At 37.6% G+C, this 17,676-nt stretch carries 13 protein-coding genes; all 13 read right to left on the reverse strand.

What is annotated here, in order from left to right; translation table 11 throughout:
• Positions 1-754: 754 nt before the first annotated feature.
• Complete coding sequence (locus tag OR571_RS11095; RefSeq protein WP_282242857.1) at positions 755-2,290, reverse strand: APC family permease; 1,536 nt, start codon at positions 2,288-2,290, stop codon at positions 755-757.
• Positions 2,291-2,389: 99 nt separating this feature from the next.
• On the reverse strand, positions 2,390-3,844 hold the full coding sequence (locus OR571_RS11100) for an NAD-dependent succinate-semialdehyde dehydrogenase (RefSeq protein ID WP_282242858.1): 1,455 nt from the start codon (positions 3,842-3,844) through the stop codon (positions 2,390-2,392).
• Positions 3,845-3,901: 57 nt separating this feature from the next.
• On the reverse strand, positions 3,902-5,260 hold the full coding sequence (locus tag OR571_RS11105; RefSeq protein ID WP_282242859.1) for a glutamine synthetase family protein: 1,359 nt from the start codon (positions 5,258-5,260) through the stop codon (positions 3,902-3,904).
• A 23-nt stretch (positions 5,261-5,283) separates the two neighbouring features.
• Positions 5,284-6,045 (reverse strand): SDR family NAD(P)-dependent oxidoreductase, encoded by a 762-nt coding sequence (locus OR571_RS11110; RefSeq protein ID WP_282242860.1) that lies wholly within the window; start codon positions 6,043-6,045, stop codon positions 5,284-5,286.
• 880 nt (positions 6,046-6,925) lie between these two features.
• A complete protein-coding gene (locus tag OR571_RS11115) occupies positions 6,926-7,876 on the reverse strand; it encodes an acetylxylan esterase (protein WP_282242861.1) in 951 nt (316 codons plus the stop codon).
• 80 nt (positions 7,877-7,956) lie between these two features.
• Positions 7,957-9,012 (reverse strand): SGNH/GDSL hydrolase family protein, encoded by a 1,056-nt coding sequence (locus OR571_RS11120; RefSeq protein WP_282242862.1) that lies wholly within the window; start codon positions 9,010-9,012, stop codon positions 7,957-7,959.
• A gap of 195 nt (positions 9,013-9,207) precedes the next feature.
• Entirely contained in the window at positions 9,208-10,938 is a 1,731-nt protein-coding gene (locus tag OR571_RS11125; RefSeq protein WP_282242863.1) for a beta-N-acetylhexosaminidase, read from the reverse strand.
• Between the two features lies 1 nt (position 10,939).
• Entirely contained in the window at positions 10,940-11,653 is a 714-nt protein-coding gene (locus OR571_RS11130) for an alpha/beta hydrolase (RefSeq protein ID WP_282242864.1), read from the reverse strand.
• A 16-nt stretch (positions 11,654-11,669) separates the two neighbouring features.
• Positions 11,670-12,551 (reverse strand): ROK family protein, encoded by an 882-nt coding sequence (locus OR571_RS11135; RefSeq protein ID WP_282242865.1) that lies wholly within the window; start codon positions 12,549-12,551, stop codon positions 11,670-11,672.
• Between the two features lie 20 nt (positions 12,552-12,571).
• Positions 12,572-13,264 carry an N-acetylmannosamine-6-phosphate 2-epimerase gene (locus OR571_RS11140; protein ID WP_282242866.1) on the reverse strand — a complete coding sequence of 231 codons (693 nt, stop codon included), beginning with the start codon at positions 13,262-13,264 and terminating at the stop codon, positions 12,572-12,574.
• Between the two features lie 41 nt (positions 13,265-13,305).
• The gene (locus OR571_RS11145) at positions 13,306-14,454 is read right to left on the reverse strand and encodes an alpha amylase family protein (protein WP_282242867.1); all 1,149 of its coding nucleotides are present in this window, start codon (positions 14,452-14,454) and stop codon (positions 13,306-13,308) included.
• Between the two features lie 35 nt (positions 14,455-14,489).
• Positions 14,490-16,067, reverse strand: coding sequence for an FAD-dependent oxidoreductase (locus tag OR571_RS11150; protein ID WP_282242869.1), 1,578 nt, complete (start codon positions 16,065-16,067; stop codon positions 14,490-14,492).
• Positions 16,068-16,107: 40 nt separating this feature from the next.
• Positions 16,108-17,655 (reverse strand): DUF4127 family protein, encoded by a 1,548-nt coding sequence (locus OR571_RS11155; protein ID WP_282242870.1) that lies wholly within the window; start codon positions 17,653-17,655, stop codon positions 16,108-16,110.
• Between the last annotated feature and the right edge of the window lie 21 nt (positions 17,656-17,676).

The raw sequence follows: 17,676 nt of genomic DNA on the forward strand, positions 1-17,676 counted from the left end.
GATTTTGACAAGTTAATTATCCAACGAACAATATTTATAAATAATTTTATTTTTAAAATCTTTTCGTTGAGGAAAGCACATTTGTCATCGATATAGTTTCGAGTGATTTCTAATAAAGGAACAACTCAGCATTCGTAGCCTCTATCAGTTTTCTTAGCAGAAATTGAAATAGATGAAGAACTTGAAAAAGTATCTGCCGCATTCTTGAAGCAATATATGCAGACGGAGAATAGGAAATTATCATATAGCTATATGAAATTTAGAAATGGAGTTATTTGACGTTAATTGTTTCTAACAGAGGAACGCCATTTTATTTATTTTTTGCATACTTTTGCTTCCATACCCTCTTCTCACTGAGGACTTTATCAACATCTACTTCTATCAAAACAAAGATATCCATAATAGACAATTTCAATGTTGTTGCAATTGCATACTTATAAATTAGCTTCCAAGTAGACTTGTTTTGCAACAGGTTCATAAATCCTTTATAGGAAATATCTAATCCATAAGTATCAATAATTTGGGTATAAAGATTAATTTCAACGTCTGTAGAGGGAAGAACAAATAATCTAATACAAGGTTCGGTGCTAGTTCACCGACTACCACATAAATAAATTATAATAATGTTTTTTCTTTTTACATATATGTCCTGTTCAAAATCGTTCTAAGCAGCTGTAGCAAACAAAAAAATTAGCCGTATATTCAATTAAAAAATTGCTACTGTTGAAAAGGATGCATTCTTATTGCTCAATGTTCATCTCCCCATTAAATAGGTAACTAAATAGAACAAAACACAAGCTATTAGAACAATGCCTAGTCTAATCGAGAATCGTTTAAACTCTTTATCAAGCATAATTTTTTCTTCTGGTGTAGGTAGATGTATTTCTTTTGCTTTATGTTTAAAGAAATCGGATTTTTGTCGTTCTTCTTTACCATAAGGAAGACGAGTCCATATTAAATAGAATACCGCCGCTACAGCAAGCCAGACAATACCTCCAATAATGACTTCTTTTGGTAAGCTTGTCATCATCCAAATTACGAACCCTAGTACTAATAAAGGAATGATTGGGAATAGAGGAGTTTTGAATGGACGTGCTATATCTTTACGTGTATAACGTGCTACCATATGAGTAATCGCGATAAATCCATATAGAAATAAAAACATAAATGCTGTGTACTGTGCGATCAATAATAAATTATTTGTTATTAATAGAACAATAGCACTAAGACCTGCAATCCATACTGCAAGTGCTGGTGTATTACGTTTTGATAGTTTTCCAAGCGCCTTTGGTAGATATCCGTTCTTTCCAAGTGCATAATATATACGAGAAGATCCAGTTAATAATGGATTAACCGTAGAAAAATTACCCATAAACTCCGCTAGCATAAATAACAAGAATGTTACGGTTCCTACCCCAGCTATTTCTAGCGCTAATGCAAATGGGGCACTTGCATTTTGAAGAACGGTTATATCGGGAATAATTCCAATAATTACCCATTGTAAAGTAGTGGTTACTGCAAAAATAACAAATGGAACTAAGATTAATGCTCTTGGAATTGTTATGGTTGGAAATCGAATTTCTTCTGCCATAGTACCGATTACTTCTTGTCCAGCATATGCCCACCAAATTAATGTAAGTGCCATGATAAATGTGCTAGCATCTAATTCTTTTGGAAAAAAGTCTTGATAATTTTTCACGTCAAGTGATGTGAAGGTTACTATTAAAATTGAAATAAATGCTGCTCCCCACATACACAACATAATCACTTTTTGAGACAAAGCTACATTTGAAGTTTTATGCCAGTTAATGATGGTGTATAATAAGATTAAGATAGATGCAATTGCAGCTGCTACCGTATATGGAGCTTCTCCGTCAATCATAATATTCCAAATACCGATATAGTCTATTGTACTAAGAAAATAGTTCGCAAATGCTAGAGCTTCTGCCCCTACTGCAAAATAGCCTCCAATTACAGTACATGCAATAAGAAATCCGAAAAACGGACCTAGCTTTCCCCAAGTCTCATATGCATAAACATAACTTCCACCTGTAAATGGATACATCGCTGCTAATTCCGCATAAACTAATGAAGTTAAGAGTGCAATGACTAGTGCGACAAAGTTTCCGAGTAAAAGGGAAGGTCCTAAGTATCCTGCTGCATTAGTTGAAACAGTAAATAACCCAACACCAATTACAAGTCCAGCACTCATCATAATAGCAGATGATAAATCAAAATTTCTTTCTAGCTTTCCCGTACTGTTTGAATTTCGCATTCCATCTTTCTTCAAATTTCTCACTCCCATCCAGAAGTTTTCTATATAGCACTAACAATCAGTGGTATTACAAAAGAGTGATTCCACCTAAGAAATTGAGTATCGGTTATAACATTAATAGTTCAAGACTACGTATTTTAATTCACAATACTCTTCCAATCCTTGTTTCCCACCTTCACGACCCATTCCACTTTCTTTAACCCCACCAAACGGTGCTTGTACATAAGCCAAAGAGGTTCCGTTAACTGCAATATTGCCCGCTTCTATTCCATCTACTGCTATTAAGCGATTAATTCGAGCTAAATCATTGGTAAAAATATATGCTGCTAAACCGTAAGGTGTAGCATTTGCAACTTTTATTACTTCTTCTTCATCAGTGAAAGAAAGAATTGTTGCAACTGGCCCAAATATTTCTTCTTGGGAAATTTTCATTTCATTTGTTACACTGGTCACTATAGTTGGGGCATAGAAATTCCCATTCTTAAATTGCTCATCTATTAATTGTTTTCCCCCTATTAATACTTCAGCACCCATCTCTTGTGCATCGACAACAAGAGCATGCACTTTATCCAATGCTCCTCGATCGATTAATGGACCAATATCACAATCCTCTTCAGTACCTACATTCACTCTAATCGTACTTACTTTTTCAACAAGCTTCTCAGTAAATTCCTCTAGAATGTCTTTGTGCACATATATTAAATTAATACCATTACATACTTGTCCACAGTTTTCGAATTTATTTGCAACTACTAATTCAACTGCTTTATCTAAGTCTGCATCTGGGAAAATAATCGCAGGTGAATTTCCTCCAAGCTCTAAAGAAAGTTGCTTTACATTACGAGAAGCTTGATCCATTAACTTTTTCCCGATTATGGTAGACCCTGTGAACGAGACTTTTCTTACGCGAGAATCTTCCATTAATTCCGTGCCAATTTCATTTGAATTCCCAGTGACAAAATTGGCGACACCTTTTGGAATACCAGTATCTATTAATAATTCAAATAATGCCGATGCGATTAAAGGAGTTTGACCTGACGGCTTTAAAATGATTGTACATCCTGCAGCAAGAGAAGATCCCACTTTTCTCATCACCGTGGCTGCGGGGAAGTTCATTGGGGTTATCAGACCAACTACGCCAAGAGGTTCTTTATATACAAATAGTTTTTGATTTGGATTAGAAGCAGGAATAATTTCTCCATAAATTCTTCGTCCTTCTTCTGTAAACCACTGCAATAATTTCCTGCATCCTTCAATTTCACCTCGAGCCTCATTTATTGATTTCCCTTGTTCTGTTGTTAATAATAGAGCAAGTTTTTCTTTATTCTTCTCTATATTTTCTGACCACTTTAGTAAATATTCGTTTCTTGCTTCTGCCGTTAATTTCGCCCACTGAGGAAAAGCTACAGAAGCAGCTTCAATTGCAAGTGAAGTTTCTTTTCGACCCCCATCAGAAAATTCCCCGACCTTTTCACCATTTGCAGGATTTTTAACACTTCTTTTCGCTTCGACTTCTAGTTTTTCACCATTAATCCAAAGTGTGTTTAACGTTTTTATATCAATTCCCATCACTTTCCTCCTGAATGTTATCATTTATTATAGACTGCTATTTTGAATCTTATTTTCTTAGATAAACTCAAAGTATTTTTTCTTCTCCCAATCTGTTACATAGTTTAAAAACTCCGTAATCTCAAATTTAGCCATGGTTAAATAGTGTTTCACCACATCTTCTCCAAAAAACTCTTTTGCCACATCACTATTCTCAAATTTCTCTACAGCTTCCATTAAATTTTTAGGAAGTTTATTTAAATCTTCTTGAATACTTGCATTTCCTGTTACTTTTTCTGGAATATCAATCTTATTTTTTATGCCATGCATACCTGATGCAAGCATAGCGGAAAACACGAGATAATGATTAACATCGGATCCAGGGATGCGATTCTCGATACGACATGATTTTCCCTCTCCATCTAATCGGAAAGATGTGCTTCGATTATCTAGACCCCAACTTTGCGTATTTGGAGCCCCTTCGGTTGAAGTTAATCGCTTATAAGAGTTGATATAGGGAGCATAAAATAACATCATTTCCGGAGCTAATGCAATCATACCTCCTAAGAAATACCTTCCTGTCTCGGTTAGTTGAAATTCTTTACTTGCATCATAAAAAAGATTTCTCTTTCCATCTTTATCCCAAAGACTAATATGCGTATGTCCACTGCTTCCATTTGTATCCGAACTTGGCTTAGCCATAAATGTAACCATCAAATCATTTAAGGCCGCAATCTCTTTCACTCCTGTTTTATAAATGGCGCTTCTATCTGCCATTTCAAGTATTTCTGAGTATTTGACGTTCAATTCAATTTGACCGTTACCCCATTCCCCTTTTAAGCTTTCAATTTCAATTCCTGCTTCTTCTAGATAATTAGTTATTTTTGATAAGAACCAATCATCTAATGTTAAGCGGTACAAAGAATAATCGATTGGGTAATTGGAAAGAGGAACTAGATTTTTGTAATCTTTCTCTTTTGCACTTTCGGATGACTCTTTGTATACATAAAATTCATATTCCGATGCAGCAAATGCTGTCATCCCCATATTTTCTAACTTTTCAATTTGCTTACGCAACATATTTCTCGGAGATATCGTCACTTCCGAACCATCTTTGTTATAACTATAAGTAAGTACCAAGGCCGTTTTAGGTGACCAGGGATATAAACGTAAAGTAGATAAGTCTGGTTCGATTCGAATATCGTGCATTCCTGTATTCCAATTACAAAAATCGATATCTACAAACTCTAAACTGATATCCCAAGAATAATTGAGCGCACAAGTATGAATTCCACTTTCTGCAAAATTCAAAAATTGTTTAGCAGGTACTCTTTTCCCAAACAGTCTTCCTTGCATATCTACACCTGCAATAATAACGGTTTCAATCTGTCCGTTATCGACAAGCTCTATCAGATTTTCTAACTTCATTTTCCCCATTCTTTTCCTCTCCTTTTATAGTTTCAATGTACAGTCCAACCACCATCTACGAAAATAGTAGTTCCAGTTATATATCCTGAGTCGTCTGAAGCTAAAAATAATGTAGCATTTGCAATATCTTCTGGTTGTGCAACTCTTCCAATGGGTACTCGATCTAAAATCCATTTCTTTATTTCTGGTTTTTTTAAATTTTCTTGGGTAAAAGGAGTATCGACTACCCCAGGCGCTACATTATTTACAGTGATTTTGTGTTTCGCTAATTCTGATGCCATAGCTTTTGATAGCATTAGCAAGCCGCCTTTAGAGGAATTATAATGCGGTTGACATTCCCCACTGCTAGAAACCACTCTGTGCGCTTCTACAGAAGTAATGTTCACAATACGTCCGGCATTTCCCTGTTCAATCATGACTTTACTTACTGCCTGAGAGCATAAAAAAGGACCTTTCAAATTAACATTATGCACTTTGTCCCATTCATCCTCGGATATTTCTAAAAAGCTTGAAAAAGCTACAATTCCTGCATTATTGACTAGGATATTTATTTCACCAAACTCTTCTACTGTTTTTTTCACCATATTTTCGACGTCATGTTTATTCGTTACATCTACTTTTATTGCAATCGATTCACTGTTTTCTGTGGCCATTTTACGTGTAGCTTCTGCCCCATCCAAATTGATATCTGCTATCACAACTTTCGCACCTTCTTGTAAATAACGCAGAGCTATTGCTCGACCATTTCCAGAACCTGCACCCGTCACAATTGCAACTTTATTTTCTAATTTCATTCTTTAACACTCCTTTTGCATTTTATAATCTCAACAATAGGAGAGGTACAATTTACTTTCTGTAATTTGTAATTCTCCATTACTAATATTGACTATCCAATACGATTAAGATATGTGCTTTAAATGTAAAATAGACCAACGAAACGATATATGAATCTTATTTTATTTGCTGATGAGATTATGTGGATTTGATAATTTTGTGGAAGTTTTAGGAGTACTTGAGGGGAGTGAATCATCTTAATACGAATACTTGATGAGCTGTAAATTGTTCTCGTATAAGGAGCGGATTCTACCATAAAGTATAATTTAAAATAATAAAAAGCAGCCGAGAAATTGACTGCTTTAGTGAATTGAAATTTAAGGTCAGAATAGTTTCTATTCTTCCCACGATTTTAATTGAATCACTTTGTTTGCTCATTTCCATAGTAATTAAAGAAATTAAATCTTCAAATGACTGGTAATGATTTCTTTAACAAACTTATTAATACCTTCAGAACTACCATACATTTGGTTAACATATATTATAAAATTTAAATTAAATCTTTTAATGGTAGTATATATTATAATCTTCGCTTGTTATAATTTCTTCTGGAGTAGTGAAATCAAAGTAAACAGTTTCCCCATCTTTCTTCCATATTCCATTCCTTTTGCATTCGTTCCTCTGCTGATAAGGAAAAATAATCCCCTAATATTTTCAAATATACTTTAATTGAATGGGGAATTATGAAAGAACGTCCACCTGCTCGTCAAGAGGACGTTTATTCATCAGTAACTATTTCAGTGAGTTGTTGCGATTTGTCAGAATAGTTTAGAATTGTTTCTAACACAGGGACACTTTTTTGAAGGGAAGCTTTTTTGGACGAAACATATCCAGAACCAATTATAAATTCCGGTTAACATACGAGAGTGTATCATCCAGATGTGAGCTGATGCCACCGACATGGTGTCCTGTGAATGGGTATACTACTACACTCTTTTCTGCTTGGATGTGGTTATAGACGCCAAAAATTGTTTGGGGTGGGCAAACGATATCTTTCAGAGCGACCGTTATTCTGATTTTACTTTTTATATTAGATGCAAAATTAAGATTATCAAAGTAAGTGAGATTCTCGAAAATTTGCTGTACTCTATCAGGAAATTTGGCAAAATAGCTTTCCAGACTTAGTAGTGACCCTCCTAATTTAAGCTGAATGGCTAATTCAATATTACACATATTCGGCACGTCAGCTATGACTAATTTAGGACGTTTGTCTAAGGCAGCCACTGCTAGTGCAATTCCACCACCCATGCTACCACCGCAAATACAAATTCGACTTTTATCAATTTCCGGTCTTGTGAAAAGAAAGTCAATCGCACGTTTACTATCTATATATACTTTACGATAATAATATTCATCTTTGTCTAAAATACCGTTTAATACCCATGTTCCATTTGTTCCAGTCATATAACCAGAGTCATCGCCACTGTCTCCATGTCCTCTGTTATCGATTGCTAAAACGGCAATTCCCTGTATGACCCATTTCATATAATCTGAAATAGATCCTTTATCCATGCCATAGCCATGATACATTACTATACAAGGCAGGTTTTCCATTGAGGATCTCGGTAAAATATAAAACCCTCTTATAGGTGTTCCACCAAATCCTTGGTAGGTAACACGATAGACGTCGACCTGTTTAATCGGATATCCTTCTCTTTCCAGTGTTTCTTGCAAAGGTAGTCGATCAGACTCCTCTAATGTCTTTTCCCAAAAGGTGTGAAAGTCCTCCGTCTTTGTTAAAAGAGGTTTATATGTTTCGTATTCTTTGATTTGTTCTTCAAAATATAACAAAATAACCCTCCACGTTGTGATTAATTTTCCCAAAAGCAGTCAAATCTGGCTCCGTGTCCCGTTGGCTCAACTATAAATGCTTAGAGCTCGTCTTTCCTTAAAAACAAAAACGCACTCTCCAGACGATTCGCCATTTCCATAAATCCTAAGTCATTCGGATGGACTCCATCGACTGTGCAATCATGCCAAAATTCGCCTAACAAAGTAGAACCATCTATAAATGAAATATGCTTATCGCCATGTTGCTTCAATTTTTCCACAGTGAATTTTGCGTATTCTCGACGGTTTTGATAATCCTCGTACTCACCTATTGCTTCATCACGTACAAACGGAATTCTTGATAGGATGATAATAGGAACATGCGGATGATATTCTCTATAGGTTTCGATAAAAGGAATTAGTGTATCTTGATATTCCTTGTATGAAACATTGGCCTCATAATCAAGAACAAAGCAGGCTGGTCGTTCGATTTCTCTGATGGTTAATGCCACTCCATGTTCACCTTTCCCACTTCCAGAGAATCCTAAATTAATAAATTCTAAATGAAATCTTCGGCTGAGGATATTTGTGTACGACATACCAGGTCTACTTGCACAGGCGCCCTGTGTAATAGAAGTACCATAGAAAATCACTCGTTTATCTAAAAAATAGGGAGTAGGCTGTTCTATGATTGCATCTGGGTTTGTTCCTATCAGTACCTCCTCTACCCCCTGATACAGAGGGAAATTTAATGTCACTTCTCTTAGTAGTTCTGTATTTTGTTGACTACTACTGTTAAAATCCCAAATCGTTTTCTCATACGATTGATCCAGAAGAGACGGAAAAGCAGTTGCATAATACATTTGCTGTCCAGGCTCCCCCACGTATACATCAAATCCACATTGACCAGAAGCAGCCATATGGCCCAAACTTGCCGCATTAGTTAACTTTACTTTTAATGCAAGCTTGGAAGCATTTGTCCGAAAACTAATTTGTCCACCGGAAGTATTAGTCGCTAATTCATCCACGCGTACGGGTATTTTATAATCAGATTGAGCCGGAAGTCGTAGGTACCGTTTCTCCTTGCCAAACCAAGCAAAGCCACTTATACGAAATGGTTTTTCCTTTGGGTCGTACCACCGTATCTCTTCTTTCACTTTTCATCCCTCTTTCTAGGTCAGGGTACCTGCCTCTCTGCATCTCTAAATGCTTCCCGCTGTAACGATTCGATTGTATGTTTCGCCTCTCCCCAATGTTACGTTATCAGGAAATTGTTCGGGGCCATCATAACGAAGACGCCCTTCTTCTAGTTCCTCAAGTTTTGTTACTTTTCCGTCTACCCAAGCATGTAGTCAGTACTCTGCCGTTTCGATTCTGGTCAATAAGCCACCATATCGAATATCTTGGACTTCCCAGCCGAACGCTTTATTGACGGAAAACCAGACATCTCTATGTGCCTTTCGTAAAGAATCAACCTCTACTTTAAGATTTTTAAGCTTTTTTAGGCAAACCTTCACTTCTACTTTATTTCCCTCATCATAAGCTGACTTCAAATCAATACCAAGCTCCGCCTTCATGCTTAACACCCTTGCTAGTTGCTCATAAAAGCTAAACAACAAATCTATGCCCTGATTACGCACTTTAGCCTCCCCTAGCTGCTCCGTTAAGCTACTGTAATGCTCAGCAATCGGAAGTCCTTTTATATTTTCATCAAACAGCCCTACTAAAACGTCTTGCCAAAGTAAAAATTTTGAAGGGTTTGAAGAATATAAGTTATCCTTCATGACACCAGGGATTTCATCCAATTGATTCAATAAAAGGAAATCTTGTAGCATGTAACCTGTACAATAGGTAAACCTTTCTTCCAAATGCTCTCTACTCACTTCTGGATGATACGTATGTTCAGCAAATAGTTGTAATCCTGGAAGAGCGGTTTGAATTGGAGTTTCGGCTCCATTATCCCCCCACATTGTCGCAAAGACCTCTTTCACTCCTGTTTTTTTGCAAGCACTTAAAGCCGCCTCAGAGTTCTTAAATGCCCTTGCGTAATTTGGAGAGATTCCATTCCAGGTCCACAGTCCTCCGGCAAAAATTGGGTCTGCTACAATCTGTTTGTGCGTATTCAGCATTCCCTCATAAAAGCTTTCACCTGCATGATAGTAATCCCAGTACACCATTTTTACATTTGGTATGGATTGTTTAACTTGATCCAATAACGATGGATTAAAATCGTAATAGTTTCCATTACGAGAAGCCAATCTGAAATACATATCACTCCAGATCATTGGCTCTAAGCCGTATTCCTCTGTAATGGATACTACTTCCTGAAGATGCTGATTCATGATTTCAAATCGATTTTGATATCCGTTTTTTTCCATGTACTTGCCACGGCCTAACTGCAGGGCTTCATCCATTCCGATATGAATCCTCTTCGTACGATATGGCCTCGCTGCCGCCTCTATCATTCGCTTTAACAATTCATAGGTTTTTGGTTCGCCGACGAGTAAAATATCTTCTGTATCTTTTATATCATTCGCATAGCCCCATTTTAAGGCTTCCTTTAAATGAGCCAATGTTTGAATACATGGTATCATTTCAATTCCTAAGTGAAATGCATAGTCGTCACATTCTAGCATTTCATCCTCAGTGTATCTTCCACGCATATACCCAAAGTAAGGTATTCCTGGAACTTCATACGTTTCCTCTGTATAAACCATTACCATGTTTAAGCCCATCACGGCCATTTTACGCAAGAGCATTTTTATACCATCGACCGTTAATACTGCGTTTCTAGAAACATCCACCATCGCACCACTTGTTTCAAATTGAGGTTCTTCCGTTAGATGGAATTCTTTTCTTTTTTCAACGTGTTGAAGCCATAGTCCTAACCCTCTAAAAAAATGAATCTTGTTTTCAAAGATGATCTGCCCTTTACCATCTCGATTTTGTACCACTAATGGTCCTTGACGATTGATCACTTCAATCGGATATCCGTCTTCTGCACTTTGTATCCCTAAATCATCACCAAGGATGGTAATCCCTTCTATGACCTCTGTTAGATCACCTCTAAAATGTATTTTCATATTAAACCTCCTTCACAAAAAAATGCAGTGCGGCTGGTAAATCCCTTTCCCAAACTTTCCATAGATGATCGTCCTCCGATTCTACATAATGTACATTTACATTTTTTGAAAGAAAGCTTTTATACAATTGACGGTTCCTTGTCAAAATATATAATTTTTCCTTAGATATCGCGGATACAAACTCATCCTCATAGATTCCCACGGTTTGATAGACATTCCATGTAGGTAAATCCAATGCCTCCAACCGTTTAATATCTCCATCAGAAATAGCCGGAGACTGAAGCAATATATGCGTCCATATTTCCGGCTTTTCTAATGCGATATTTAAGCTAATATTACCTGCTAAAGAATCTCCCAGAAGGCCTCTTTTACTAATTTTTGCAACTCCTAGATTACGTTCAATTTCAGGAATAAATTCATCACTCATAAAACGCAGGTAATCGTGAAAGGAAGCTCCTTTTCTACTAAACGATTCCCATCTTTCCATCGAATCGCCAGGATGAATCAGAACGAATACGAGATGGTTAGCCAGTTCAGGATATAGATGCACTACATCCTGAATAGCTTTCTCTAGCCCACCCAGTTCTAAATAATCCTTGCCATCCTGAACATATAAGACATAAGCATCTTCCATATTCTCGCTAGTCGTTACAACCATGTAATCTAATGTTTTCTTCAAATAAGCACTATAAAATGTACGATTACATTTATTCAATGTATTTAGCCCCTTTTTAGCTAAATTTATGCAATGAAATTGCCCCATACAGTCCAGCTTTATTACCAAATTGTGATCTCAAAATTTTCACATCTGAATAGCTATCCATTATGTGTTGTTGAACTTTTTCAGAAACGAGTTTGATAGATATATCCTGTTCCATAATTCCCCCACCTAAAATGATACAAGGAGGGTTGAAGATATGAATTAAACTGGCAATACCAATTGCCACTTCATTTGTCCAAGCATCAAATACCTCAAACAACCGCTTGTCGCCAGCCTGTATCATTTCACACAGCTGTCTACCATTTGTGCAGTGTGGATTTACTTTTTTTACTTCTCTAAGCAAGGCTTTTGTAGAACCATATTGCTCATAGCATCCTCGTTTTCCACAACCACAATGGATACCGTTAGGGTAGTGGTTCATATGACCAAATTCTCCTGCACTCCCAGTAACACCTCGATGCAGTTTTGAGTCGATCATAATAGCGCCGCCGATTCCTGTTCCGAAAGTTAAAAAGAGAAAATCGAGATACTCCTTACCAGCTCCATAAAATTTTTCACCAAGAGCTGCTGCATTCACATCGTTTTCTACCTTAACTGGCACATTAAATTTCGATTCTAAAAGATCCTTTATTCTTGTACCAGTGTAGTTTGGTAGATTGTCATTTGCATAGATAATATAACCTTCCTCAATGTTTACCTGTCCAGCAGTACTAATACCGATTGCATCTATACCAGGGTACTTGGAGATTATATCCTCCAATTTTTGCATGAGAGAAGGCCCACCCTTTTTACTTTCCGTTTCAACTTCGTTAAAGAGCACTATATTTCCGTTCTCATCGGTTACGCACATTTTGATCGATGTTCCACCTATATCCGCAGCAAATATTTTCATTTCTCTCACCTCAATGAAGCTTAGTCCTCTATGACTTGTAAAAATCGTTTTGTAATTTCTTGAGGACGTGTAATGGCGGACCCTACTACAGCTGAGTGAACCCCAGTTGCAAAGACTTCCTTTAATTCCTCTGGTGACGAGATTCCACCCTCGGCTATTACCGGTATCGTTAAATGATTAATAAATTGCTTAATCAAATCTATGTTAGGTAATTTTACGCCCTTTGTATAATCTGTATAGCCGCATAATGTGGTTCCTGCAGCATCAAAACCCAACTTTTCTGCTTGAATGCCTTCTTCTAGTGACGAGCAGTCCGCCATAAATAGTTGTAGAGGATATTTCCTTCTGATTTCTGGAAAAATCTCTGTAATTGTATAACCATCTGGTCGCACTCGAATGGTGGCATCCAATGCAATCATATCTACCCCTTCTCTTACAAGAAGATCAATCTCCCTCATGGTTGGTGTGATAAAAACATCCGAATTGTCATAGTCCTGCTTAATAATCCCGATAATTGGTAAGTCAGTTACTTTTTTAATTTCATGAATATCTTCTACACTGTTAGCCCGTATGCCGCTTGCACCCGCCTGGGTTGCAGCCAACGCCATTTTGCTCATGATGTACGAGCTATGAAGGGGCTCATGAGGTAAGGCTTGACAAGACACGACTAGTTTTTTATAAATTTTGTCAAAAAACGCTTGTTTGTTATCCATTTCATACACTCCAGTTACCTACTACTCCCTAGGATTATTATTTAAAGGTCTAGTTCGTTCCACCAATTGTAACTCTCTAAATACACCGTATCGAAAAGCATTACACCGTTGGACCGTTCTTTACATAGCTGAACAGCCTTCTTAAATTGTTCCACATTATTGGTATAATCCTTCAAATATAAACTAGCAATAACCGGAATTGTCCCATTAATAGCTTCCTTGTTCATCTCAATCGCACCTTCGACACTATACCAACTCGCAGGTCTTCCGTTTCTCTCTGCTTCTTCCATCGTAACCTCTTTGTAGTAGCAGCCTGTCATGATAAAATCAAATTCCTCTGCATAGCCAGATGTATGATACGTGTCAGAAGCCCATTCTAAAGAAGTGTGAAAGGTTTCACTTCCCCAGTTGACCCCTTCGTTATAATATAGCGGATACCATGAACCCACATATATCGTAAAAAGTAAATCTGGATTCTTTGTTTTAACCACACTTTTTGCTTTTTGAACAAAGTTCTTAATGTTTTTAGCACGAAACTCTGCCCATTTGGGAAAAAGCGAACCAAAAGCAGGTTTCTTATCCTCAACAGTCATAATATCCTCTGGCCAGTTTTTCAGTTCTTGGCCGATATAAGCTTCAAATTTCTCTCTACTTAAATTGCTAAAATCTCCATAGATGTTTGGATATCGACATCTATCTAAGACAACACCATCTATATCATAGCTACGTACAATTTCTTGAATAATATTTAGTTCATATGCTTCAACCTCTGGGTGAATCGGGTTAACAAAAACGGTTGGATCATGGTGATTTTCCGCAGCCGTTGGCATATTAGAAAGTGCCTGGTTGTAATGAACAACTTGCCACTCGGGCTTGTCATAGACCATTCCTTCTTTTTCTATTCCATTTCCTTCAGCAAATACATCTACATTTGCGATAATCTTCAGACCAGAGCCTTTTGCATGATGGATCATTTCTTGAAGAAAATCCCGACCATTCCAGGCATGATACTGTTCGTCCTTCATTTCACTAACATGATAAGCGAATTCACTTGGAAAGGTTGTAAACCCATAAGGGATTTTTGCATCAATGACAAGATGCGTAATCTTACTTTTAAGGGCATGTTGAATGAGCTCTTTCATTTTTTCCGGCTCTAACAATCGAGTACCATTGCTAAAAAATCTACCCATAATATGTTTGATTGGTCCACTTTTTTCACCCTTTCTTATAGATCCATACCTTCTGGCCAATGAAGCTGAACGCCATTATTCACTAGAAGTTTTTGATAATCCTTTAAGTGCTTCTCCTCTTGTCGTACTTGATGAGGAATGACATTGTTTAATAACGAATAGGCCACTAAATAGCCTGCTGCTTCTCCAATATTCCATTCTGTCGGGTGCAGTCTGTAACAGCCATTTGTAATTTGAGTAGTCCCGATATTTTTACAAGCAGGGATCAGATTCTTTACACGAATAGGTAATAAAGCACCTAGTGGAATTTCATATGGATAATTTGGGATATAGAAGCTTCTTTTGGAAACTGTTGTATGATGCAAATCCAAATGATAGCTTCCAACACCTACGCTATCAAAATACACACATATCCCTTGGTCTCCTCTTATTTCTTTACTTACATCCTTTTCGGTGATGGTATATACGGCCTTAATTCTTCTGGATTCTCGTATATATGGATATTTGGCAAGTCCGTCCTCCGTATCTAATACATCTTTCCGGAGTCTTAAGCCAGGGTATCCTTTTCCACCATCCAGTCTTGGGGCTTCTGTTTGCAGCCAGTACAAGAGAGACAAGCTTTGTTGTTTCGCATTCAAGAGGTTCTTTTCCACTTCCTCTTCTGATACGCCATAGATCGGACCAAGAGAATAATCATTCTGCGCCCAGTTAATGAGGGAAATATCTCCTTGATATAAATCCCCTTGAATATTATCTGTATCTAGTATTCTTCGATACGTAAATAATGACGGAATCCCTTCATTATTTGGAAATAACGTAAATTGTTTTAACTTAGAAGTATCATCAGCATCTGTTGCATACCAACTAAAAAGAGGTAGATGGGAGAAACTCGGCATATATTCGGACCAAAAATCATATTGCTCGGGTTTATCGATGGTAAAATTGCCACCTTCCACATAATCCACTGCAAAAACAAACGTAAAAGATTGCATATCGATTGGATTCGCTTCTTCAAGTGCATGTGGTTCCCCAGTTTCGTTTTTGGACTCGGCACCTGACACATATTCAACCCCAGCAATTGGGAGAACATCCCCACATTCTGTTGCATCTAAAAAGTATTGACCGATTAATTCAATGGTTTGAGATGCTTGGGTGTGGATCACGGTGACAGATTTTACGACATCGTCTTCTGTTTTCGCATCTAAAGGCTTATAGTTGTATAGAACTTTTATTTTCCCGCTGTTTAGGTATGGGGCAAGCATATCTTCCAATACCTTTAAGGCAACCCTTGGTTCATGGGCTAAACGACTTACCCAGCCATTTCCTGGATTTAATATGTCGTTTTCTCTTGCTTCCTTTGTCAGTGGATAGTTATCCCGATAATACTGACGCACTCTATTTCGAAATTCTCGATATGTGTCGGTACTTCCGTATTTTTCAATCCATTTATGCTCATCGGGAGGTACAGCCTGACTTGTTAGCTGTCCACCGAGCCAATCTGTTTCTTCTGTCATAATGACTTGTAAACCCATTTTGGCAATAGCTAATGCGGCCATACAACCACCTAAACCTCCACCTATCACCACAACATCTGTAGATTCTTGCTTCCCCATTAACAACAACTCCTTTTTGCGACAAGAAATCTGTCCCAAATTATGTACCTCTACGAATATGCTCCACTTCCAGACCGACTTCAAACATACGATTCCAAGGCATATAACACGCTTGGATCAGTATCTCGTTATGTTCATCTAGGAGATTTTCCTGAATAAACGTATTTAATTGTTCCTGAACAGCTTTAGAAACACTTCCACTTTTTCCGTCAACCAAGAAATAGTCATAACCTAATGCAGGCAAGATAGTATTCGTCACATTTTTTCTTACAGCACTACAATATCCTGCATCTTCTACATAACGCAGTGCTAGAAAATTAGTATGGGTTTGCGTGCTACCATATAGATGGTGTAGCATTCCTTGTGAAATACATGTTCCTAGCGTATTAGAACTCGTATTCCATCCTGCGTAACCAGCTAATTTAAATAGCAAATTTTTTCTTTTCATTAGTTTCATTAACGTCAAATCCGAACCATTCGCAAATGCCACATCCCCCACTACACAAGGGATGTTTCTTTCATTTACTGTAAACTCAAGCTGTTCCACAAAATCGAGTAGATTTCGATTCACCTGATATTTTGTACTAAGATTATCTTGGTAGGCCGCTTCCATCATCGGTTCTACTGGAGAATTCACGAATAATGCAAAGTCCGCTTCTGCAAGACTTGTGGTGATAAGTCCTCCTGCAGCTAAAATTTGATATTTAAGCGTTTCCATTAAAGGACGATCCTCATACAACGGTGTGACAGATGGACCTTGTGTACTTGAGAACACTGGATATACCAATGGTCTCTTCCCCTTAAAGCTGTTGATCATTCTAGCCAACAACGTACAGCCGACTTCATCTGCACCGGGATACATATATACATCTAGCTCAAGATTATGGGAGGCGATCGCTCTTCTAACCTCCTGTTGATCCATCGCAGTCCACCCGTAAGGTGCGGAATCATCCTGAGGAATGATCAAGAAATCAATCAAGCCATGGTTTACAAACTCAAGGACAAGCTTATTGACCTCCACATTGATCTTCCTTCTGGACAAATAGTCATCCACGACTTCTTTTGGTAGTTGTTGCTTTAGGTTGTCATACTGCTTATGATCTTCTTCCGATGCTAGACCGGCTGTCATTAGGTGATGCACCCTGCCGTATTGAAAAATTTCACTTCCCCAATCCGCATAATAATCTGGTTCTTCGTCACTGCCTGAATACTTGGGACATCTCATGATTAAGTTAAATGCGTATATCTTAACTCCTGGATTTAGCTCCCTAATTCGAATAAGTCTTGCTAATGCTTTGCTGCATTCATCCAAGGTTAGATGGTGCAATCGGGAAGGAACAATTCCCCCATATAACAATGTATCTATTGATAGAATTAGTCCGTCTGAATCTACTGATTCCTCATATAGCCATTCCCATAGTTTTTCCATGCTTCCTGGCACTTTTTTATTTCCCATCAGGCTCAAATCCGGTCTTACGATATTTACTTCTCCTTGGGATGAGGAACCTGTCACTTTGTCACTAAGGAGGCTCGGGAAGGAGTAGTTGCATGGGCGTTCGTCTAGTGGGATATAAGCAATTTTGTACATTTGAAATCTCCCTTTTTTGTT

Origin of the sequence: Psychrobacillus sp. NEAU-3TGS, assembly GCF_029955155.1 — a bacterium.
Taxonomy (GTDB): Bacteria; Bacillota; Bacilli; order Bacillales_A; family Planococcaceae; genus Psychrobacillus.

Bases quoted from the DNA above. Each gene is read 5' to 3' on its own strand.
- OR571_RS11100 (WP_282242858.1), bottom strand. From the start codon at position 3,844: ATGGGAATTGATATAAAAACGTTAAACACACTTTGGATTAATGGTGAA.
- OR571_RS11105 (WP_282242859.1), bottom strand. From the start codon at position 5,260: ATGGGGAAAATGAAGTTAGAAAATCTGATAGAGCTTGTCGATAACGGA.
- OR571_RS11110 (WP_282242860.1), bottom strand. From the start codon at position 6,045: ATGAAATTAGAAAATAAAGTTGCAATTGTGACGGGTGCAGGTTCTGGA.
- OR571_RS11125 (WP_282242863.1), bottom strand. From the start codon at position 10,938: ATGAAAATACATTTTAGAGGTGATCTAACAGAGGTCATAGAAGGGATT.
- OR571_RS11135 (WP_282242865.1), bottom strand. From the start codon at position 12,551: ATGAAAATATTTGCTGCGGATATAGGTGGAACATCGATCAAAATGTGC.
- OR571_RS11140 (WP_282242866.1), bottom strand. From the start codon at position 13,264: ATGGATAACAAACAAGCGTTTTTTGACAAAATTTATAAAAAACTAGTC.
- OR571_RS11145 (WP_282242867.1), bottom strand. From the start codon at position 14,454: ATGGGTAGATTTTTTAGCAATGGTACTCGATTGTTAGAGCCGGAAAAA.
- OR571_RS11150 (WP_282242869.1), bottom strand. From the start codon at position 16,067: ATGGGGAAGCAAGAATCTACAGATGTTGTGGTGATAGGTGGAGGTTTA.
- OR571_RS11155 (WP_282242870.1), bottom strand. From the start codon at position 17,655: ATGTACAAAATTGCTTATATCCCACTAGACGAACGCCCATGCAACTAC.